This is a genomic window from Ereboglobus luteus, assembly GCF_003096195.1.
Classification (GTDB): Bacteria; Verrucomicrobiota; Verrucomicrobiia; order Opitutales; family Opitutaceae; genus Ereboglobus; species Ereboglobus luteus.
The window spans coordinates 2212540-2232969 of record NZ_CP023004.1 but is presented as its reverse complement, the minus strand read 5'-3'; the positions used below and the strand labels follow the sequence as shown (position 1 = coordinate 2232969).

Sequence of the window (20430 nt, the reverse complement as noted above, 5' to 3'; positions counted from 1 at the left end):
CCAACCCAATGCCGACATTGCCGCAATCCACACGCAAAATCGCCCCCCGCCCCGGCGACATCTTTGCGCAACGCAGCGCCGACACCGGACGCTATTGCGCCTACCAAATCACCCTCACCGAAAACGCCAGCCCTCACGCGCGGGGCGGCAAGACCCTCGCGCTCCTCTCGCTCGACTGGGTCGGCGACGCGCTCCCGACCGAGGCCGATCTCGCCGCCATGCGGCCGCTTAATAACACGCGCTACTACTGGGGCCACGGCTTGGATTACCGCATCGTAACCCCGTCCGTCGTTCCCGCGACATTTCAATTCATCGCCAACCGCCCTTCCCTCGTTACGAAACAAACAACCTCGTTCGGAGGCTGGCCGCCGCCCTCCAGCCAGGCCGCCGAGCAGGAGGCCGACTGGCGCGCCCGCGATCCCGAACGCCTCCGCCGCTTCGAAGCCGCCCGCGGCAGCGGACGTGAATTCACCCTCGCCGGTCAAACTGTCCGCGACACTTTCACCCATGCCGGCCCCGGGTTGCTCGACGGCCTCGCCAACCTCGCCGAGCTCGACAAGCTCCCGCGCCTTCTCGAACTCGAAGCCCGCGGACCGCGCCCCGACCTCATCGCCTATCTCCGCACGCACGATCTTCTCCACCGCGTCATCTGGAACGCGCACGGCGCGCGCGCGCTCGACTTTCGCGGCGTGCCCCACGTTCACGACCTCGAACTCGACGCCACCGGCCTCGAAACGCTCCACCTTCACGACAACCTCTGTTCCCTCAAGCTCACCGGCACGCTCCACCCGCGCCTCCGCATCCACGCGCACGACGGCGGCGCGCGCATCCGCCTCAACGCGCCGCCATCCATCGCCGACACCGACCGCGCCGACCCCGGACTGCCCAGGCTTGCCACCATCCGCATCGAAGGCATCGACAAACTCGACCTCGCCCTCATCGTCGCGCGGCACCCCGCGCTCGAAACCCTGAGCATCGCAGGCAAACCCGGAACGCTTCAAAACGTCTCCGCAATCTCCCGCCTCCCCAAACTGCGCAGCCTCTACATTGACGACCTCTTCGGCTACGCGCCCGCCGACATTCCGCCGCCCGGCACTCATCCGCGCCTCGCCGAACTCTGGCTCGAAAGCATCCCCGCCGACGTCGCCACGCACATCAAAAAAAACTACGCCCCGCTCAAAAAAACCGCGCGCCTCGACCTGCAAGTCCGCAAACCCCGCGCTCCCGAATGGCTTGCCGACAATCTGGACAACCCCTTCCGCGCATGGGATGGCGACGAATTTGTCACGCCCGCCAACGCCCGTCGCGCCGCCGCCCTCTACAAAAAAACACGCGCCGAGCTCCGCGTCCGTCTCGACTCGCCCGACGCCGCCCCCGCGCTCCCCGAATACCTGGAGCAACTCGTCCGCGACTGGGCCGCCGCCTTCAACACATGGGACAAGCGCACCAACTGGATCGAAACCGAGGAACGCGAAACCATCTGCGAGGTCGTTGACAACCTCCTCGCCGAAGCCGCCCGTCGCCACCCCGCCGCAAACATCGACATCGCCAAACTCTCCTCCCTCTTCGACGAACTCCGCGATTTTTGAAAAATTGCCACCCGCAAATTCCACACATCATGTCCGACAACACCTCCGCGCCGCCCGCGCCCGCTTCGCCGGACGTCCGTCCAACGCGCAGGACACCCGCGCCGTTTACATGGAAGCCTGCGCCGCCATCGCCGCCGCCTTCGAGCCACGCGGCTACAAGTTCTCAAAATCAGGCCCGCACTTCACAGCCAAGAGCCGGGACAAACAATTCACCTATCGCATTTCATTTCAGTCGAGCCACAACAACATCCCCGGCCAGCACATCAGGCTCCTCGTCCACACCTCCATTTCCTCGCCCGTCGTCAAGAAATGGGAAACCGCGCTCTGGGCGCGCCACGGCCGGACATACCAGGGCAACGGCAACATCGCCGGCACTCAACTCGGCTACCTCGCCGAGCCAGGCAAACGCGCCTGGGTCGCATGGGAACTCGCGCACGAGCACACTCGCGCCGCCGCCATTGCCGAGGTCACCGACCGCATCACCCGCCACGCGCTCCCGTGGTTCGCCCAATGCGAGGATATCCCGCGCCTCGTCGGGCGCATTGTCGAAACCGGCGTTTTTCCCGATTGTCACGTCGAGAATTTCCCCGCCGAGCTCCTCCTCTGCTTCGCAAGCAGGGAACAAACCGCGCGTGCGCTCGCTGCTTATATAAAAACACTGCATCCCAAGGCCCGCGCCAATCTTCACAAAGACTTCGCCGCGGCGCGCGACGAGTCGCCGCTCAAAATAAACCACAGCGGCTTCTTCGGCTGCCGCATCCGTTATCTCCTCGCCGAAGGCATCGAATTTCCAAAAGAATAAAACGCACGCCGCGTCGCACACATATTCAAAATCATGAAAGCCGAAATCCACGCGCATCTGCGCACGCATAATATAGAAATCCCCGACGCCCCGGACGAAGCCGTCAATCTCTACCTTGGCTCGCTGCTCGTCGAAAAACTCGATTACTGGCTCGCACGCGGATTTGATTATATAGACAATCCGCAGCCGCCGGCGCCTTACGCCAGACCCTCAAGCGAAACCGCCAAAAAAGACACCGCCCGCCGAACCGCGCTCGCCAAACTCGACAACGACACCAAGCAAACAATAAAAAACCTGCTTCGCGAATCACTTGAAGGCATCCTTTTTAGCACGCTTCTGACATTCGACCAAACTCCCGCCGGAAAATGGAAACTCCAATTCCGAACCAAGGACATGACCGCCCGCGCCAACCCGGGACGCGATTATGAGCTGCACGACGATTTATATAAATGGATGGATTTGTTTAGCAAAAACAAACAGTGAAAACAAATCCCTCCATCGCATAAGTATATTCTCAACCTCCATATTTTTCCCAATATGAATCGCGAAACATTATTAAAACAAATCGAACAATGGCACGCCGACGGAAACCATCAGGAGATCGAGGACGCCGTGCGCGCGCTGCCTGAAACCGGGCGCGACTTCGACCTGTCCTGCATGCTCGCCCGCGCGCTTAACAACCTCAGCCGCTACGGGGACGCGCTTGAAATTCTGGAATCCGTGCGCGAGCAGGGGCGCGACGACGCGCTGTGGCATTACCGCGTCGCCTATTCATTATATTATTTGGACCGCGAGGCGGATCCCATTCCGCATTTCGAGCGCGCAATCGCGCTCGGCGACGACCATCCCGACACGTATCAAATGCTGCTCTGGGCAAAGAAGGCCGCGAAGCAGCACCTGGACGCGAAACCCGAAGGCAAAAACACGGACGGCGAAGCGCGGACGGCATTTGTCGCCAAGGCCATTGCGACACTCGCGCTCAACATGCGCCTGCAACCGAACGCCCGCACCATGCGACTGGAGGACGGGCTCGACTTCATGCTCCGCGACAAGGGCCTCGGCTACGTGAACGGCGGCGGCTCGCAACTCTCGCCCGAGGGGGAAATCATATCCTGCGACATTGAAATTAAACTCGCGGAGGACTCGCCTGAAATTATCGAAACAATCCTGACCACCGCCAAAAAACTCGATATCGCTAAAGGCTCCAAACTCAAATACCGCGCCCTCGCCGGCGGCACCGAAGTGGAATACCCGATCGGAAAACTGGAGGGATTCGCGGTTTATATAAACCACGCGGACCAGCCGCCCGAAGTGTGGCAAAAACACAACGTCAACGAGGTCGCCGACGAATTGCACCGCCTCCTCGGAAACAACGGCACGCTCGTGTTCAGCCATTGGAACGGCCCGAGGGAAGTCGCGCTGTATTTTTACGGCGAGGGCGGAGCCGATGCGATGCAGGCAAAGGCAAAGCCGTTCCTCGACACGCACCCGCTCTGCCAAAACTGCCGCATTGCCCGGCTCGCCTGAAACGTCTGAAACCCACCGCCCGCCTCATGTCCATCAACCCGCTCTCACTCCCCGGCATCATCGCCGAACAAATTGAAATCTGCGACGACACTGAGTTCGCCGAGGCCCGCCAAACGCTCGCCGACTTTGAGCGCCAGTGCGTCGCCGAACCCTCCGTGCAAAACGACGAATTCCTCGCCGGCGCGCACCGCCAGCTCCTCGAAGCCTTCGACGACTACGACGCGCCGTTCGACGCCGAGCCGCACCTCGACGCGCTCCGCCGCCTCCACGAACGCCATCCCGCCAATCCGCGCATCATCGAGGATTACGCCAACGCACTCGCGCATCACCACGACGCCTGGCTCACCGCCGAGGACGCCGACCCCGCGCGCGCCGCCATCCCCTACCAAGCGCTTCTCGCCCTCGCCGAAAAAAATCCCGAGCACGATCTCTCCGAGGAAATCGCCGACGCCTATTTTAACCAAATCCACCACTACATCACCCGAGGGGAACACCGCGCGGCCGACACCATCCACGGCCAGCTTGCCGCGCACCACGACCGCCACCCCGCCAGCGCGCACATCACCCAGCGGCTCGCCCAAGCGCACCTGACCCGGATTTATTCTTGCGCCGACACCGACGAACTCGATTCAGCCCGCGCCGCGTATCACACGCTCGAAGCGTTTATCCAAAAGCACATCGACGCGCTGCCGCCACCCGCGCAACACAACCTCCGCCACATGCAAATCCGCGCGCTCGCGCACCTTGTCGAGACAAGCGCGTCCCCGAGCAACACCGGCGAAAACCCCGCGCCAAGCGATCCCACCGAAATCGCCGCGGCCGAAACCCACTACGCCGCCATGCGCGAACTCTGCGCGCCTCTCGCCGATGCCGAGCCCCGCATCGCCCGCCATTTTGCCGACGCCGCCATCGCGCTCTGCAACCACTACAATCTTTCAGACGAACCCGCGGCCGCCGCCGAAAAATACCGCGACCTCGAACGCCTCGCCGACCGTTATCCGCAACACTGCGCGCCCCAGTTTTCCCGCGCGCTCTACGCGCAAATCACCTCCGCCATCCGCGAGCGCCGTTTCGCCGACGCCGAAAAACACCACGCCGCGTTCGAGCGTCACGCGATCGCGAAACGGGATGCCGGCGCGCCCGAAAAACACGATGACACCGAACCCGTCGAAAACCTCGCGCAAGCCTCCGCCGCCCTTGCCAATGCCTACGGCAGCGCCTCCCGCATGCCCGACGCGGAACGCCACACGCGCAAAATCGCCGACCTCCTCGACACTGCGAAACGCAATCCCGACACCGGCGCATCCACCCTCGCGAACCTCGCCGCCCTTCACGCCCTGACGCTCCACAACCTCATCGTTGATTACGTCAACACCGGCGACACCGCAACCGCCGCCGCCCGCCACGCCGATCTCGCCGCCCTCGCCGCGCAACACCCCGACTCCGCGGCCGCCGTCGAAAACCTCGCCGACGCCACAGACCAGATCGCAACCAACCTCGCAAAAAACAGCGGCATCGCCGCAGTCGAGAAATTCCTCTCGCAACACGTCCCCGAAACACTCGCGAGCAACCCGGCCTATTCCAAAACACTCTACAACCTCATCGTCATCGCCTCCGATGCGAAGGACATCACCGCCGCCGAGCGCCTCTACGCCGTGCTCCGCCAGCTCGTGCAGAAAAACCCGCCGCACACCACCGCCGCGCTGCGCCTCGCGAAAGCCGCCTACAACCTCCACTACGACCACTCCGACGCCGGCGATTTTCCCCGTGCCGAAACCAAATACCGCGACCTCGTCGTCCTCTCGCGCATTCACGAAGGCAATCCCGCCCTCGAAAACGGCAACCCCATCGGACTCGAAATCGCGCTCCGCCAATCCAACGCCGCGCGCAACTACGCCATCGACCTGAAAAACAAAAACGCCGCGCACCGAATCCCCGCGCTCCTCGCCGACATCCGCCACCTCGCAGCCCGCTGGACCTCGCCCGCCGCCAAGCCGGTCCACGACGCCCTCGCCCAAATCACAACCCTCTGCCCGCCCCAGCCCCCGCCGCTCCCCGGCGCATGAATACGCCTAGCCACCCTACGAAGTGAAGCCGAGCGGCCTGACAAAATGACCTTAACCCAAACTCACATCTCCCGCGCGCCCATGGGCGCATCGCAATATTCGTTTGCCGGACGGAATTTTTTGCGGCCAAAAATTCGCCATCTATCTTCGCGCCTCTTGCGCCTTTTGTCAGGCCACTCGCAGACTCGTAGAGCGGCTATTCCATCCGGTTGCGGCCACTCCACCGCGTGAAACGCAAATCGTCCGAACCATGCTCACAAAAGAATTCCTGTATTTTCTGACCCCGCTCATCGTGACAATCCCGTTGTATCTATTGGGGCGAAAAACGCTGTTCCGCCGCCACCGGCAGGCGGAAATGCACCGCGTCGCATCGGGCAAAATCTTCACGCTCGCGATGTTCCTCCTGCACATCGCGCTCATGACCGCCCTGTTTTTCATTTTCGAATCCACCCCCCTTTCAGCCCAAACACCCGGCGTCCCCGCGTCCATGAACGAAAACAAAAACAAGCGCCACGAGGACGACTCCGATTTTTCCACCAACGGCATGGTTGACATGCTCCTCGCCGGGGCCACCGGCGACATGGACGCCGCCCTCTCGATCGAAACCGCCTGCCGCAAACACACCGGCCACTCGCGCATCATCACGGGGCCAAACACCACGACCATCGTCCGGGGCAGCACGCGCCCCGGCGACACCCGCGAATACCACTGCGTCATCACCCCCGCCGCGCGCAAAGCCGTCCTCAAATCCCCCGACGGCGCCGAAGTCACGCTCACAATAAGCAAGGACTTCGCGGACTTCATCAGCGCCCTGCGCAAAGGACTCGTTGATGACGAACCCGACGCGGGTCCCGAAATCGTCCTCGCCGAAAACCCGCATATCGATCTCGGCCTTGCCGCGCCGCCGCGCGTCACCTTCGCCCAAATCGCCGGACACCTCGCACCCGCGCTTCCGCCCGGCGAGCAAACGATCCTGCAAAAACACGCCGACGACTGGAAACGATTCGCGCACGAGCACGCCCTCCCCGACACCGGTGGCGTCATGCTCGTCGCCTGCGACATCACCGCCGGCAGACTCTATCTCAAGGCGCCCTCGCTGCACTGCCGCGTTTCCCCCGCCACGCGCACCGTCTCAATCAGCCGCCACGACTACGACAACGAATCCGGCACGCACCACGAACTCCACCCCGCCCCCGCGTTCTTCGAAACCATCGACCGGCTCGTCACCGGCGAAACCGCGCCCGCCGCCGCAACCGCCGACCTCGCTTATCCCGACGAAAACCTATTCAAGAACAAAAAACGAAACGACAGGAAACAGCCGCAATTCGAACTCTGGCATGACACAAAAACAATCAACGCCATCCTCCGCGGCCTGATTGAAAAAGGCGGCTTGCTCGCGAAAGAATTGGACGCCGCGAAACGCTTTGTCCGCGAAATCCCAAACCAGTCCGACCTCTACTGCATGTTTATCCGCGGCGGCACTCTGCAAATCGTCTGTCTCGGTGCGAAAAGCAACATCACGCAATGCGTCATCATCTCGATTCCCGCCGGCACGGCCACTATCACGGGTTCCGGTTCCGGCGTCACCATCCCCCTGACGCCCGCCTTCAAAACCCACCTCATCGACGTGCTCAAAGCCTGCAAAAAATCCACGTGGCTCGAATGACGCAGCCACCGCAAATCTCCCCGCGCCAAACCATGCCCAACTGCGATTTCTACGCCACCGCCGCCGACCACGCGCCGCTCCTCGAATGGCTCCTCGCGGAAAATACCTGCTCCATTTACGAGCTCTCTTCCATCGGCGAAAACCCGCTCCGCCGCTTCACCTCCGCCGCCGAAATCATGGATGAGTTCAAGCGCACCTACACAAACGGCGTTCCGTGGCACAGCGTGTATCTCCAACTCCACGTCAACGGTTCCGGCCCGATGCCCAAACCGCGCCGCATCGACATCAACCCCGACGCGCAAGCACGCTGCGGTTTCCGTTATCGTTACGCAATGGAGGGTTGGAGCCTCGTGCAGCTCTACCTCTCCGTTCCGCGACACAACAAACGTTTCCTCGACAATTCGCACACCAACCACAACAGCCAAAAACGCGCCGAGACATGGGCCGCGGTGAGCAACAACCTGGGCAATCCCAGCGCGTGGGATTACAAAAAAATCACCTCCTTCTCCTCGCGCCTGAACCGCGAAATCCGCAAGCGCGCCGTCGCCAAACTCGGCTCGCGCCCCGTCCTCCCCGGCGCGCTCGCCGAATGGAAAAACGGCGGCACCCTCGGTGTTTATAATATCGCCACTCACGCGAAATCCCTCGCTCAATCATAACCGCAAGACCGCCGTCGCCACTGTTCAACGTCCCGCAAAACACCCGCATCACTTTTGACATGAGAGAAAAACTACTCGCCAAACTGCAACAACTCCACGCGCAGGCACCCGACAAGCTTCCGGTTGTCACGCTCGACGAATATTTTTCAGGCAACACCGAAGAGGAGTGCATTGCCCCGAATCAAGTCGGTTACGGACGCCCCTCGCTTGCCGATTTATACAAGCGTTTTCAAACAATCGAACAACGCCCCGAAGTGCAGGGCGTTTTTGTCGGCATGCATTCCGACTGGGACATGGCGCTCGAAGATTCCGCCACGTGGCCTGCCGCGGAAAACATACACATCCTCGCAAATGCGACCCAGGATGCTGTCGCCGCATGGATCGCCGGACTTGAAGCCGACGGTGTCATTAAAGGCTGGCCCTACGGCGAACATCCCTCCGCGCCAAAACCAAAGCCGGGATTTCAAGTTTTCACCGTATGCTGGGATTAACCAGTCATTCACCCATGCCCGAACACAATAACACCAACAAATATACAAACGACGACCTCGACGACATCACGCTCGACGAAATAATGGGCTTTGTCATTGCCAACTGCGCGGGCGACATCGAGGCGGCCGGCGCGTTCGCGGACGAGTGCCGCGAGCGTTGCGACCGCGAGCACCTTCTCGTCGGCGGCAAGGCGACCGTCATTGTGCGCGGTTACAGCGACGCCGCCGGTCCGCACGAATACACTTGCACGCTCACACCGGACACGCGGCAGGCGGTTTTGAAATCGCCCGGCGGCGCGGAAATCGCGCTCACGATGGACGAATCCTGCGTGGAATTTCTTCGCGAACTGCGCGTCGGCCTCACCGGAAACGAGGCGGGCGAGGGGCCGGAAATCGTCCTCGACGAAACCCAATACATCGACCTCGACGACGCCGTGGCGCCGCGCATCACTTTTGCGCAACTCGTGGAACTCGCCGAGCCGCACCTCGACACCATTGATCGCGCCCGCCTGCGGCGCCACCGCCTCGCCTGGGACAAATACAAGCACACGCACGAACTCCCCGGCAACGACCCGCACCTCGTCGCGTGCGACGCGCCCTCCGGCAAACTCTACTACGGCACCCCTTCGCTGCAGTGCGAAATCTCGCTTGCTGCGCGGCGTGTCATCATCAGCCGCCACGGCGTGAACCCCGAAGGCAGTCTTCACCTGAACATCCATCCCGCGCCCGAGTTTTTCACAGAGCTCCATCAGTTGCTCGAAGGCAAAACGCCGACCGATACGGCGGCGCCCGGCGACGACCTGCCATATCCCGACGAGAAGAGTTTTTCCGACACAAAAAACGACAAAAAGACCGCGCAATTTGAACTCTGGCACAACACCGCGGCGCTCAACACCCTCCTGCGCGGCCTTGTCGAAAAAAACAATCTCGTCGGCAGGGAGCTCGACATTGCGCGCGGCTACATCCGCAACATCGCCGAGCAATCCGATTTCTACTGCATGCTGATTCGCGGCGGTGTTTTGCAGATTGTGTGTCTCGGCCCAAATCGCGCGCCCTCGCAAACAGTCATGATCTCCATGTCCGCCGACACCGTCATGATCGCGGCATCCGGCGCCGGAGCGAATTGCCCGCTCGCGCCCGAATACAAGCGCCACATCGCCGCCACCCTCGCCGAATATAAAAAGGACGGATGGATCAAATAACCCGCGCCGAAACTGTAGGGGCGCACCTTGCGTGCGCCCTCGCGCCAACCCGCTTTGTGAATGCGCACGCAAGCAGTCTTCCGCACACGAGGTCGCGCGCAAGGCGCGCCCCTACAGTTCACCGCGCCCGCACGCCGCAACAACCCCCATTGCGCAAACGTGGGACTGTAAACTTGCAACCGTGATTGAGCGAATCGCCGTCCGACGCACAGTTCACCGTCATTGCATGAACACCCGCGAACGCACCCTCGCTGTTTTTAATTATCAAAACTACGACCAAATGCCCGTCGTGCATTTCGGCTACTGGACCGAGCTCCTCGCTAAATGGCACAAGGAGGGACACCTCACCGCCGACGAGGCCGAATTCTATTTCGACAAAAACGAATACGACAAAATCATCTGCGACAAACTCGGCTTCGATTTCTGCTGGGGACACCAGCTCACGCCCAAGCACAAAGTGCATCCTTTCTTCGAAAAGAAGATTCTCGAAACACACCCCAACGGCGTCATTCGTTATATAAATCCCGACGGCCTCATCGAGGAAACCGATCCCAACACGACCACCATCCCCGCCACCATCGGCACGCTCATGACCGGACGCGAGGCGTGGGAGGAACTCTACAAACCGCGCCTCCAATCCGGCCCCGCGCGCCACGGCACGCCCGGCGAACTCGCGCGCTGGAAACAACTCAGCGAAGAAACCACCGACGCGCCCTTCGGCGTTTATGCCGGCAGCATGTTCGGCTACGCGCGCGACATGATCGGTGTCGAGGCGCTCAGTTATCTTCAAGTCGACGACGAGGACCTCTTCATCGAAATCATCGACACCGTCGCAAACCTCTCCTTCGAAACGGTGAAGGCTGTGCTCGAGGCCGGACTGCGTGTGGACTTCCTGCATTTTTGGGAGGACATCTGTTTCAAAAACGGCCCGCTCATAAACCCCGCCACCTTTGAAAAATACGTCGCACCGCATTATAAAAAAATAACCGACATGGCGAAGGCGCACGGCGTGAACCTCTTCTCGGTCGATAGCGACGGCCTCATCGACAAACTCATCCCAGCCTGGTTCGCGAACGGCGTGAACATCATGTTCCCGATCGAAGTCGGCACTTGGGACGCAAGCATCGCCCCGTGGCGCGAAAAATACGGACGCGAACTGCGCGGCGTCGGCGGCGTCCGCAAAAGCGTGCTCGGCGAGGACCGCGCCGCCATCGACGCAGAAATCGAGCGCATCAAACCGCTCGTCGATCTCGGCGGCTACATCCCCTGCCCCGACCACCGCATCTCGCTGGAGGCCACATGGGACAACGTCCGCTACTACGCCGACCGCATGCGCGCGACATTCTGCCGGTAGCACAAACCGTCCCCGGTGAGCCGGGATCTTCGCGCGCCGGAACCTTGCGCTTTACGCAATCCCTTTCCCAAACATCATCCCGACACATGAACACTGTTGCCCGACGCATCGCGCGCCTTTGCGCGTTTGCCACCCTCGCGCTCCTCGCCGCGCGCGCCATCGCGCTTCCCCCGCCTGAAAAACTCCCCGCCTCGCCAACGCCGCCCGACCCGCTTGTCATAACCGACGGCCCGCGCATCACGACCGCGAAGGACTGGCACGCCAAGCGCGCGCCCGGTCTTCGCGCCCTGTTTCAAAACTACGAATACGGCCTGCGCCCCAGGGAAGTCGCGCCCGTCGCCACCATTATCCGCGAGGACAAAAACGCGCTCGGCGGCAAGGCCACGCTCCGCGAAATCTCGGTCGACACCACACTCGCCGCCAACCCCGTCCACCTGCTCGTCATCGTGCCCAACAAACAAACGCGCCCCGCTCCGTGTTTTCTCGGCATGAGCTTCCAGCCCGTTTACACACTCCTCGCCGATCCGCTCATCAAAATGCCGGCCGACGGCTCGGAGGGAAAACGCGGCTCGCGAGCCTCCAGGTGGCCCGTCGAGCAGATCATCGACCGCGGTTACGCCCTCGCCTGTTTCTTCAACGGCGACATCATGGTCGACTCACCCGCACCCGCAAAAGAAGCGCTCAAGCGCTTCGCCAAGGCCGCCGGTGTCAACCCCGACGCGCCCAACGCCCCCGGCACAATCATGGCGTGGGCGTGGGGTTACTCGCGCATGTTTGACTGCCTGAAAGACATTCCCGGAATCGACACGCGCCGCGTCGCCATCGTGGGCCATTCGCGCAACGGCAAGGCCGCGCTCCTCGCCGCCGCGTTCGACGAACGCTTCGCGCTCGTCATCCCCAACCAGGCCGGTTGCGGCGGCACCGCGCCCAGCCGCGTGTCAGCCGACGACGCCAAGCCCGGCCCCAAGGGCCGCCCCCGCGTGGAAACCGTCGCCGCGATCACCTCGCGTTTCCCGCACTGGTTCTGCCAAAACTTTTCCACGTTCGCCGGGGCGCCCGAAAAACTGCCCTTCGACCAGCACGCACTCATCGCGCTCTGCGCGCCGCGCCCCGTGCTCATTTCTTGCGCGACCAAGGACGTGTGGGCAAACCCGCCCGGCCAGCTCGCCATGCTCCGCGCCGCCGATCCCGTTTACCAACTCGTCGCAAAAGAAGGCCTGCGCGCCGGTGTCACCGAAATGCCCGCCACGGGAAAACTGATCGACTCGCGCCTCGGATTTTTCATCCGCGAGGGCAAGCACGACATGACGCACGAGGACTGGCGCGCCTGGCTCGACTACGCCGACAAGTGGTTGCGCTGAGCAAAGCGAAAGCGGCCTAATGCCGCCCCCGCTATTCGATCCGCTTCCCCACACGCAACGCGTCGCCCTCCTCCTCGATTTCAAAAATCACCGCGCGTTCGCTGAGCGTCCGCGCCTTGTTCGGCGTGTGCAAAATCATCATCAATTTTCCGTCGTCGAATCTGCGGAACAGCATCGGATGCCCGCCATCGTCCGTGAAAAGCGGCGTCTGCTCCTGACGCCACGGCCCGGCGAGTTTCCCGGAATCCGAAATCGCGTATCCCGTCGTGTAACCGCCCTCGCCGCCCGTTGACCAAAGCATGAGCAGCTTGCCCGACTTCGTGCGATGCAACCATGAGCCGTCGGTCACATGGCAGCCATATTGGGCGGACTTTTTGCTCCACGCCGCGTCGCTGCCGTTGAACAAACGCCTCGGCTCGCCGACCGTCGCGGAAAGATCATCCGTCAGGCGCACATACTCCACCGTGCCATCCTTGATCTGCACCCACTCGTGACAAAACACCATGTAAGGCGCGCCATCCTCAACCCAAAGCGTGCCGTCGAGCGTCATCATGTCGGACGGCAGCGTGGACTGATTTGGCTTTTTGCCGAACGCACGAAACGGCCCCTCCGGCGAATCCGCCACGAGCACCTGCGAACCGCGTTTCACGCGAGGCAGCCAGTCGCGCCATTGCTCGGGCAGCCGGTCGTCCGTGTCGAACGTGAGAAACAAATAATACTTCCCCTTATACGCGTGCAACTCCGGCGCCCAGATTCCCTGCATCGCCCAAAAGCCCTCGGGAATTTCAAACACCACGCGAGGCCCCGTCCAATCGACAAGGTTTTTGCTCGTGTATTGAACAACCGCCGGCCGCCCGTTCGGCCCGACCCGCCCCGTGGAGCTGACGAGATAATACGTCCGCGTTTTCGCATCCGCATACACGCAACAATCCCGCAACCGCACATCGGCCAGCCTCACGCTCCGCTCCCCGGCGGCATGACACTCGGAAATCAGCGATGTGAAAAACCCCGCCGCCAAAATACAAAAAACGGAAAACAGTTTCATGCCCCGAATCGCATCCCACGCACCCGACTGCCGCAATCCCGCAAGGCATCTTACGGTTCGAAACAATCAGCGCCCCGTCATGCGGTAGGTGCTTTCCAGCACCATGTGTTCTATCCCGGCAGTTTTCACATGATCAATCGCCCTCGCCAACAAGGCATATCGGGCGCGATCATCACCGCTCACAAGCACACGCGGAACATGTCCCGTGCGCGCGCACTCCTCTTTGTATGAAGCAATCTTCTGAGGGAGATCGCTGATATCGTAAGGCTCCCTATTTATATAAACTGTTGTGTTTTCAGAAACCTGAACAACCAGCGGATCGTGACTCCCGCATCCGCCACATCCACCTGCAATGTTGACATCCATTTTCCCCACGTTCGTCAACGCCAGCGAAAACATTACAAACGTCACGAGCAGAAACATCAGCACGCTTATCATCGCTGTCAGATTAAAACGCGCACCGTCCCGTCTTTCCTCAATCGGGGCGTTAATTCTGTTCACATCACCAAAATCGTCGAGATTCATGGTTATTTGATATTCGGGGTTGATGCGCGGCGAAAAATTGACGCGCCCAGATCATACCCAACGACAGGCAAAGTCAAGTGAGCCGGGGCATTACGCGTGAAAGCACGCGCGGCAAAAAATCGCGCACTCGCCGGAAAAACAACCGCATGAAATCGGACACTAAATACATACCAGCGGGAACCCCACCGGCACGGCGTGGCGTTACATTTTCGCTGGCTTGGCTGCGCGGAGTTTGCTTCGATTTTCGGCAACATGCGCATTCTAGTTACAGGCGGAGCCGGTTTTCTCGGCTCGAATCTTTGCACCCGTCTAATCAACGACGGACATGAGGTGGTCTGCCTCGATAATTTTTTTACGGGACGAAAAGCCAACATCGCCCATCTGCTCGGCAATCCGCGCTTCGAGCTCGTGCGGCACGACGTGATCGACCCGTTCAAGTTTGAGGTCGACCAAATCTACAACCTCGCATGCCCGGCGTCGCCGCCGCACTACCAATACAATCCGATCAAGACCACAAAGACGTCGGTGATGGGCGCGATTAACTGCCTCGGTCTGGCCAAGCGCGTGAAGGCGCGGGTGTTTCAGGCGAGCACATCCGAGGTTTACGGCGACCCGCAGGTGCATCCGCAGCCCGAGGAATATTGGGGCAATGTCAACCCGATCGGAAAACGCTCGTGTTATGACGAGGGCAAGCGTTGCGCCGAGACGCTGTTTTTTGATTACCACCGCGAGAACAAGGTCGATATCCGCGTCATTCGCATCTTCAACACCTACGGTCCGCACATGCTTTCGAACGACGGTCGCGTCGTGTCCAATTTCATCGTGCAAGCGCTCAGCGGCGAGGACATCACGATCTACGGCGACGGTTCGCAAACGCGTTCGTTTTGCTACGTGGACGACCTGATCGAGGGCTTTGTGCGCTTCATGGACCAGACGGAAATCGTCGGTCCGATGAATTGTGGAAATCCGGGCGAGTTCACGATGCTGCAGCTCGCCGAGGCGGTGCTGCGCGAGGTCGGCGGAAAATCAAAAATCGTGCACAAGCCGCTTCCGGCGGATGACCCGAAGCAGCGCAAGCCGGACATCTCGCTCGCGCGCCGCGTGTTGAAATGGGAGCCGCAGATTCCGCTCGAGGAAGGCTTGCGGCGCACGATCGCGTATTTCCGCACACAGGCTTGAGCCGCGTGACAAAACGGAAACGCCAAACGGATGTTCCGTTCGCGCATCCGCCCCGCCGCCACACTTTGACTTGGAGTTTTCCCAAAAAACCCAAAGAGTCTTTCCCTTTCGATCAGTTCACCGCCCAGACACAAAAACCCACCATGAAGAAAATCACCCTTGGACTCATCAGCTGCCTGCTCCTTTCCGGAGTCGCAATGGCGCAAAAAACCGCAACGCCCCGGATCGTGAAAATCGACACCGAGAGCCTTTCCCTGGTCATGGGCGTGAACAAGGAGGGCGACCTGCTCTTCCATCACTTCGGACCGAAAATCGAGGACGCTACACCCTTCCTCCAAAAAGGCGAATACCGCCGCGAGCCGACCTACGAGATGGCCTACCTCTCCTCCGGCGGACGCAACATCCGCGAACCCGCGCTGCGCGTCACGCACGCCAACGGCGACATCAACACCGAGCTCGTTTACGTGAGCCACAAGGAAACCGCCGCCGGCGCTTCCGGCGCGCGCACGCTCGAGGTCCTGCTCCGCGACAAGGTCAACCCGCTCGAAGTCACGCTCATCGTCAAGGCCTGGCAAAAGGAAAACGTCATCAGCGAGCACGTCGTCATCCGCAACGCCGGGGCCAAGCCCGTGACGCTGCACAACTACTACTCCGCCTACATGCCCCTGAAGGCGAACAAGTATTACCTCAACCATTTCTACGGCGCCTGGGCGCGCGAGATGATGCTCGCCGAAACCCAGCTCACCGCCGGAATCAAGACCGTGGAAAGCAAGCGGGGCGCTCGCGCCACCCGCTGCGAAAACCCGTCCTTCCTGCTCGCCCTCGACACCCCGCTCGCAGAAAACAGCGGCAACGTAATCGGCGGCGCGCTCGCGTGGAGCGGCAACTGGAAACTGAATTTCGAAATCGACGAGTTTGCCATTCTCAACATCAGCGCGGGCATCAGCCCCTTCGCCAGTGACTACACGCTGCCCGCCGGCGCCACCTTCGAGACGCCCGAGATGATCTTCACCTACTCGACCGCCGGCGCCGGGGGCGTCTCCCGCAACCTCCACGACTGGGCGCGCAACCACCGCGTCTACGACGTGCAAACCATCCGCCCCACCCTCCTCAACAGCTGGGAGGGCGCCTACTTCACCTTCGACGAAAAAACGCTCACCGACATGATCGACGACGCCGCCGAAATGGGACTCGAAATGTTCGTGCTCGACGACGGCTGGTTCGGCAACAAATACCCGCGCGACAACAACAAGACCGCCCTCGGCGACTGGCAGGTGAACAAGAAAAAACTCCCCCGCGGCATCGGCTACCTCGCCGACTACACCGTTTCCAAGGGCCTGAAATTCGGCATCTGGATCGAACCCGAAATGGTGAGCCCCAAGAGCGAACTCGCCGAAAAACACCCCGACTGGATCGTCAAGGGCAAGGGCCGCGAAATCCCCACGATGCGCTACCAATGGCTCCTCGACCTCACCAACCCCGAGGTGCAGGACTTCGTCTTCAGCGTCTTCGATGAAACGATGAAACTCTCCCCCAACATCAGCTACATCAAGTGGGACGCCAACCGCCACGTCGAGAACGCCGGCTCCGCCTACCTCGACGACGATAAACAATCGCACTTCTGGGTCGAATACACCCGCGGCCTCTACAAAGTCTACGAACGCGTGCGCGCGAAATACCCCAACGTCATCGTGCAAGCCTGCGCCTCCGGCGGCGGCCGCGTTGACTACGGCGCGCTGAAATACCACCAGGAAGTCTGGACCAGCGACAACACCGACGCCATCAGCCGCGTGCGCATCCAGTATGGCACAAACCTCATCTACCCCTCGCTCGTGACCGGCTCGCACGTCTCGCAAGTCCCCAACCACCAGACGAACAACGTCACCCCGCTGAAGTTCCGCTTCGACCTCGCCATGACGGGCCGCTTCGGAATGGAACTCCAGCCCAAGGACATGAACGAGGCGGACAAGGAGTTCGCGAAAATGGCTATCGCCAACTACAAAAACATCCGCGACATCGTCATGCAAGGCGACCTCTACCGCATCAACAGCCCCTACGACAGCTCCGGCCTCTATTCGCTCATGTATGTGAGCAAGGACAAAACCCGCGCCGTCATGTCCGCCTTCTGCATCGACTACCGCAACATCATGCCCACCTTCAAACTCAACGGCCTCGATCCGGCAAAACGCTACAAGGTGACCGAGTTGAACGAGAAAAAGTCAAAATTCTGGGCGAACGGAAAAACCTTCACCGGCGAGTTCCTTATCAACGGCGGCCTCAACCCCGCCTGATGAAAAACCTCCAAAGCATGGTTCTCCTTCTGGAAGAGGTAAAATAATCGCGGCGCAGAAAACCGCCCGGCACAAGTGCTGCCGGGCTTTACGCAAAGGCGCCGTCCCTCGGACGGCGCGCACAGGAATTGCAAACGCACACGCGTTTTGCAAAACCCGCATTGTCATCTAATAGACGACAATGGTTTGGTGTGCTCGCAAACACTGCCAAAATCAAATTTGCCAAAAACTTAATCGAAAATGCAATTGGCTATGGCCCTCCCCTTCGGGTAACTTTTTAAGGCAAACCCACATTATGGCATGCCGCCGTCATCACCAAACCCCATGAAACGCACCTGCTCCCTTCTCTCGCTGCTCCTGATTTTCGCGTTCTCCGCTTCCGGACTTCCGGCGGCGGACGCGCCGCAAAAGGCAGAGATCAATCGCGCCGCCGCGCGCACCATGACGCGCCTTTTAAAAACCTCCCCACTTCAGTTGAACAACAAACGGGCCGGTCTTTTGGAAACAATTCAGTATTATTCCGAGCAATTGCCCCACCCGGTTTTCAGGCAATACCTGAAAGCCAACGAGAGCGAGGCCGACGCGATGGAACGCGAGTATCCGATCCTGGGTTGGTATCGGCTGGCCTTTGACCGCGTCCTTGACGAGGTCGCCAACACAAAGGTCGAGCAGGGAACGGCCGTGATCTGGATGCTCTACAACATGGGGATCGTAGTTAAAACACCCTCCGGGTGCTTCGGCGTGGACATCAACCACAAGTATGCGGAAAAGTTTGAGCCCCTGCTGGATTTCCTCTGCGTGACGCATAATCACGGCGACCACAAGAGCGTGGAGTTAATGAGCGCGATGCGCGCGCGCGGCAAACCTGTGCTGTCCAATTTCTACAAGGATGACGCCCAATATTATTCAAAGAACCCGGCAAAATATAAAATCGGCGCCTTCTCAATCCGCACGGACATCACCGATCACAATGCCAAGCTGCTAAAATTTGTCACGGTGTATAGGTTTGATTGTGGCAAGGACACGGGCGGCCTTTCCATTTTGCATGGCGGGGATTCCAATTTTAAACCGGAGCAGTTTGAGCACACTCAGGGGCCGGTTGGACTGTTTATTACCCGCTGGGGCGCGCCGGAGGAAAACAACTTGCTGGACGCAAAACCGGGCAAGGGCCGAATCGAGCCCAGCTGCACAATCTTCTCCCACATGATCGAGCTGCGCCACGACATTGATAAGTCCCCGCGCCGCCGAACCCTCAACTTTGCGATGGAAAACATTCCCAAAATGCACTGCCCGCAAACAATCATGCCGTTTTGGGGCGAAAAAGTGATTTGGAAGAACGGCAAGTTGCAGTGAAACCGTCCGCGCAATCCGCACATCTATGAAGAAACATAATTTTCAAAAATGGGGAGTCTTTACCGCGGCGACAATCGGCTACGGATTATACTATGTCTGCCGGCTGAGCCTGAATGTTGTAAAGAAGCCGATGGTGGATGACGGTTACCTGACGGAAACGCAGTTGGGCATCATCGGGTCGGCGTTGTTTTTCTCCTATGCGGTGGGAAAGTTTATCAACGGGTTTCTCGCCGATCGCATCAACGTGCGCTATTTCATGGCGGGCAGCCTGCTCGTCGCCGTGGGGGTCAACTTCCTTCTGGGTTTCGCCATTCCCTTCTGGGCGCTTGTTATTCTTTGGGGACTGAACGGCTGGTTTCAATCGGCGGGCGGCCCGTGCAGTGTCATTGCGCTGAACAATTGGTTTTCGAGCAAACAACGCGGAACCGTGTATGGGTTTTGGAGCGCGAGCCACAACATAGGCGAGGCGGCGACTTATATACTGGCGGCCGTCGTGGTCGGCGCATTGGGCTGGCAATACGGTTTTTGGAGCGCGGCGTGCATGGGCGCGTTCGGCGTGGTTTTTATATTTGTATTCCTAAAACCGTCCCCGCCTGAAAAAGAGTCTGTTTCGTCCGTGCAAACAGAAGCGCCAAAAGCGGAGAAAAGCTCCGTCAAGAAACTGCAAATAGAGGTAATCAAAAACCCCATTATCTGGCTGCTGGCCCTGGCAAGCGGAGTGATGTATATTTGCCGTTACGCGGTAAACAGCTGGGGCATTTATTATTTTGCCGCGGAAAAATCATACACACTGGTCGAGGCGGGCTCGTTGATATCGGTCAGCGCGATCTGCGGAACAGTCGGAACCATATTTTCAGGCTGGATTTCCGACCGCTTTTTCAACGCAAAACGCCTGCCCCTCGCGTGGATGGCGAGCCTCACCAATCTGATCGCGATCGCCCTGTTTATGTTCGCCCCGCACAGCACGGTGATCGACATCGTGAGCATGGTTTTGTTCGGCGTGTCGATTGGCGTGTTGATCAGTTTCATGGGCGGGTTGATCGCCATGGACCTGGCGCCGAAGGGCGCTGTCGGCGCCGCGGTGGGCATTATCGGGCTGGGCAATTATATCGGCGCGGGAATGCAGGAAATACTCAGCGGCTACCTGATTGAATCGAACAAAACGATCGTTGACGGCCAGACAGTTTACGACTTCTCGCACATTCGCATCTTTTGGGTGGCCGCGGCGCTTATATCCCTGAGCTTGATTTCAGTCATCTGGAAAAAGACGTCTCAACAGAAGCAAGCGAACAATTAATATATATATTTTTCAAAACACAA

At 60.0% G+C, this 20430-nt stretch carries 17 protein-coding genes; 15 read left to right on the top strand and 2 right to left on the bottom strand.

Annotated elements, in window-relative coordinates; genetic code table 11:
- Positions 1–8: 8 nt before the first annotated feature.
- From CKA38_RS08465 to CKA38_RS08415, 11 genes are all read left to right on the top strand, one after another.
- A complete protein-coding gene (locus tag CKA38_RS08465) occupies positions 9–1589 on the top strand; it encodes a hypothetical protein (RefSeq protein WP_108825081.1) in 1581 nt (526 codons plus the stop codon).
- A 4-nt stretch (positions 1590–1593) separates the two neighbouring features.
- Complete coding sequence (locus tag CKA38_RS08460) at positions 1594–2391, top strand: DUF4304 domain-containing protein (RefSeq protein ID WP_108825080.1); 798 nt, start codon at positions 1594–1596, stop codon at positions 2389–2391.
- A gap of 33 nt (positions 2392–2424) precedes the next feature.
- Positions 2425–2874 (top strand): hypothetical protein, encoded by a 450-nt coding sequence (locus tag CKA38_RS08455; protein ID WP_108825079.1) that lies wholly within the window; start codon positions 2425–2427, stop codon positions 2872–2874.
- A gap of 54 nt (positions 2875–2928) precedes the next feature.
- Positions 2929–3918, top strand: a complete 990-nt coding sequence (locus CKA38_RS08450; protein WP_108825078.1) for a tetratricopeptide repeat protein — start codon at positions 2929–2931, stop codon at positions 3916–3918.
- 26 nt (positions 3919–3944) lie between these two features.
- Positions 3945–5984, top strand: a complete 2040-nt coding sequence (locus tag CKA38_RS08445; protein WP_108825077.1) for a hypothetical protein — start codon at positions 3945–3947, stop codon at positions 5982–5984.
- Positions 5985–6234: 250 nt separating this feature from the next.
- A complete protein-coding gene (locus CKA38_RS08440) occupies positions 6235–7650 on the top strand; it encodes a hypothetical protein (protein ID WP_108825076.1) in 1416 nt (471 codons plus the stop codon).
- Between the two features lie 32 nt (positions 7651–7682).
- The gene (locus CKA38_RS08435) at positions 7683–8309 is read left to right on the top strand and encodes a hypothetical protein (RefSeq protein ID WP_152032745.1); all 627 of its coding nucleotides are present in this window, start codon (positions 7683–7685) and stop codon (positions 8307–8309) included.
- A 59-nt stretch (positions 8310–8368) separates the two neighbouring features.
- The gene (locus CKA38_RS08430; RefSeq protein WP_108825074.1) at positions 8369–8800 is read left to right on the top strand and encodes a hypothetical protein; all 432 of its coding nucleotides are present in this window, start codon (positions 8369–8371) and stop codon (positions 8798–8800) included.
- A gap of 14 nt (positions 8801–8814) precedes the next feature.
- Complete coding sequence (locus tag CKA38_RS08425; RefSeq protein WP_108825073.1) at positions 8815–10002, top strand: hypothetical protein; 1188 nt, start codon at positions 8815–8817, stop codon at positions 10000–10002.
- A gap of 226 nt (positions 10003–10228) precedes the next feature.
- Entirely contained in the window at positions 10229–11356 is a 1128-nt protein-coding gene (locus CKA38_RS08420; protein WP_108825072.1) for a uroporphyrinogen decarboxylase family protein, read from the top strand.
- A gap of 86 nt (positions 11357–11442) precedes the next feature.
- Positions 11443–12717 (top strand): glucuronyl esterase domain-containing protein, encoded by a 1275-nt coding sequence (locus CKA38_RS08415; RefSeq protein ID WP_108825071.1) that lies wholly within the window; start codon positions 11443–11445, stop codon positions 12715–12717.
- A gap of 31 nt (positions 12718–12748) precedes the next feature.
- Here the strand turns inward: CKA38_RS08415 and CKA38_RS08410 are convergent, their stop codons facing one another.
- Both CKA38_RS08410 and CKA38_RS08405 read right to left on the bottom strand, forming a co-directional pair.
- Entirely contained in the window at positions 12749–13762 is a 1014-nt protein-coding gene (locus CKA38_RS08410) for a glycoside hydrolase family 43 protein (RefSeq protein WP_108825070.1), read from the bottom strand.
- A gap of 66 nt (positions 13763–13828) precedes the next feature.
- Positions 13829–14287 carry an ExbD/TolR family protein gene (locus CKA38_RS08405; protein ID WP_108825069.1) on the bottom strand — a complete coding sequence of 153 codons (459 nt, stop codon included), beginning with the start codon at positions 14285–14287 and terminating at the stop codon, positions 13829–13831.
- Positions 14288–14539: 252 nt separating this feature from the next.
- Here CKA38_RS08405 and CKA38_RS08400 point away from each other — a divergent pair, with 252 nt between their 5' ends.
- The 4 genes from CKA38_RS08400 to CKA38_RS08385 all read left to right on the top strand — a co-directional run bounded on the left by CKA38_RS08400 (position 14540) and on the right by CKA38_RS08385 (position 20407).
- Positions 14540–15466 carry a UDP-glucuronic acid decarboxylase family protein gene (locus CKA38_RS08400; protein ID WP_108825068.1) on the top strand — a complete coding sequence of 309 codons (927 nt, stop codon included), beginning with the start codon at positions 14540–14542 and terminating at the stop codon, positions 15464–15466.
- Between the two features lie 143 nt (positions 15467–15609).
- Positions 15610–17757 carry an alpha-galactosidase gene (locus CKA38_RS08395; RefSeq protein WP_108826505.1) on the top strand — a complete coding sequence of 716 codons (2148 nt, stop codon included), beginning with the start codon at positions 15610–15612 and terminating at the stop codon, positions 17755–17757.
- A gap of 324 nt (positions 17758–18081) precedes the next feature.
- A complete protein-coding gene (locus tag CKA38_RS08390; protein WP_152032744.1) occupies positions 18082–19110 on the top strand; it encodes an MBL fold metallo-hydrolase in 1029 nt (342 codons plus the stop codon).
- Between the two features lie 25 nt (positions 19111–19135).
- Positions 19136–20407 (top strand): MFS transporter, encoded by a 1272-nt coding sequence (locus tag CKA38_RS08385; RefSeq protein WP_108825066.1) that lies wholly within the window; start codon positions 19136–19138, stop codon positions 20405–20407.
- Positions 20408–20430: the final 23 nt, after the last annotated feature.

Excerpts from the sequence above, each read along its gene's own strand:
- CKA38_RS08425 (WP_108825073.1), top strand. The coding sequence starts at position 8,815 with ATGCCCGAACACAATAACACCAACAAATATACAAACGACGACCTCGAC.
- CKA38_RS08390 (WP_152032744.1), top strand. The coding sequence starts at position 18,082 with ATGAAACGCACCTGCTCCCTTCTCTCGCTGCTCCTGATTTTCGCGTTC.
- CKA38_RS08450 (WP_108825078.1), top strand. The coding sequence starts at position 2,929 with ATGAATCGCGAAACATTATTAAAACAAATCGAACAATGGCACGCCGAC.
- CKA38_RS08415 (WP_108825071.1), top strand. The coding sequence starts at position 11,443 with ATGAACACTGTTGCCCGACGCATCGCGCGCCTTTGCGCGTTTGCCACC.
- CKA38_RS08455 (WP_108825079.1), top strand. The coding sequence starts at position 2,425 with ATGAAAGCCGAAATCCACGCGCATCTGCGCACGCATAATATAGAAATC.
- CKA38_RS08445 (WP_108825077.1), top strand. The coding sequence starts at position 3,945 with ATGTCCATCAACCCGCTCTCACTCCCCGGCATCATCGCCGAACAAATT.
- CKA38_RS08440 (WP_108825076.1), top strand. The coding sequence starts at position 6,235 with ATGCTCACAAAAGAATTCCTGTATTTTCTGACCCCGCTCATCGTGACA.
- CKA38_RS08420 (WP_108825072.1), top strand. The coding sequence starts at position 10,229 with ATGAACACCCGCGAACGCACCCTCGCTGTTTTTAATTATCAAAACTAC.
- CKA38_RS08395 (WP_108826505.1), top strand. The coding sequence starts at position 15,610 with ATGAAGAAAATCACCCTTGGACTCATCAGCTGCCTGCTCCTTTCCGGA.
- CKA38_RS08400 (WP_108825068.1), top strand. The coding sequence starts at position 14,540 with ATGCGCATTCTAGTTACAGGCGGAGCCGGTTTTCTCGGCTCGAATCTT.
- CKA38_RS08410 (WP_108825070.1), bottom strand. The coding sequence starts at position 13,762 with ATGAAACTGTTTTCCGTTTTTTGTATTTTGGCGGCGGGGTTTTTCACA.
- CKA38_RS08435 (WP_152032745.1), top strand. The coding sequence starts at position 7,683 with ATGCCCAACTGCGATTTCTACGCCACCGCCGCCGACCACGCGCCGCTC.
- CKA38_RS08465 (WP_108825081.1), top strand. The coding sequence starts at position 9 with ATGCCGACATTGCCGCAATCCACACGCAAAATCGCCCCCCGCCCCGGC.
- CKA38_RS08385 (WP_108825066.1), top strand. The coding sequence starts at position 19,136 with ATGAAGAAACATAATTTTCAAAAATGGGGAGTCTTTACCGCGGCGACA.
- CKA38_RS08430 (WP_108825074.1), top strand. The coding sequence starts at position 8,369 with ATGAGAGAAAAACTACTCGCCAAACTGCAACAACTCCACGCGCAGGCA.
- CKA38_RS08405 (WP_108825069.1), bottom strand. The coding sequence starts at position 14,287 with ATGAATCTCGACGATTTTGGTGATGTGAACAGAATTAACGCCCCGATT.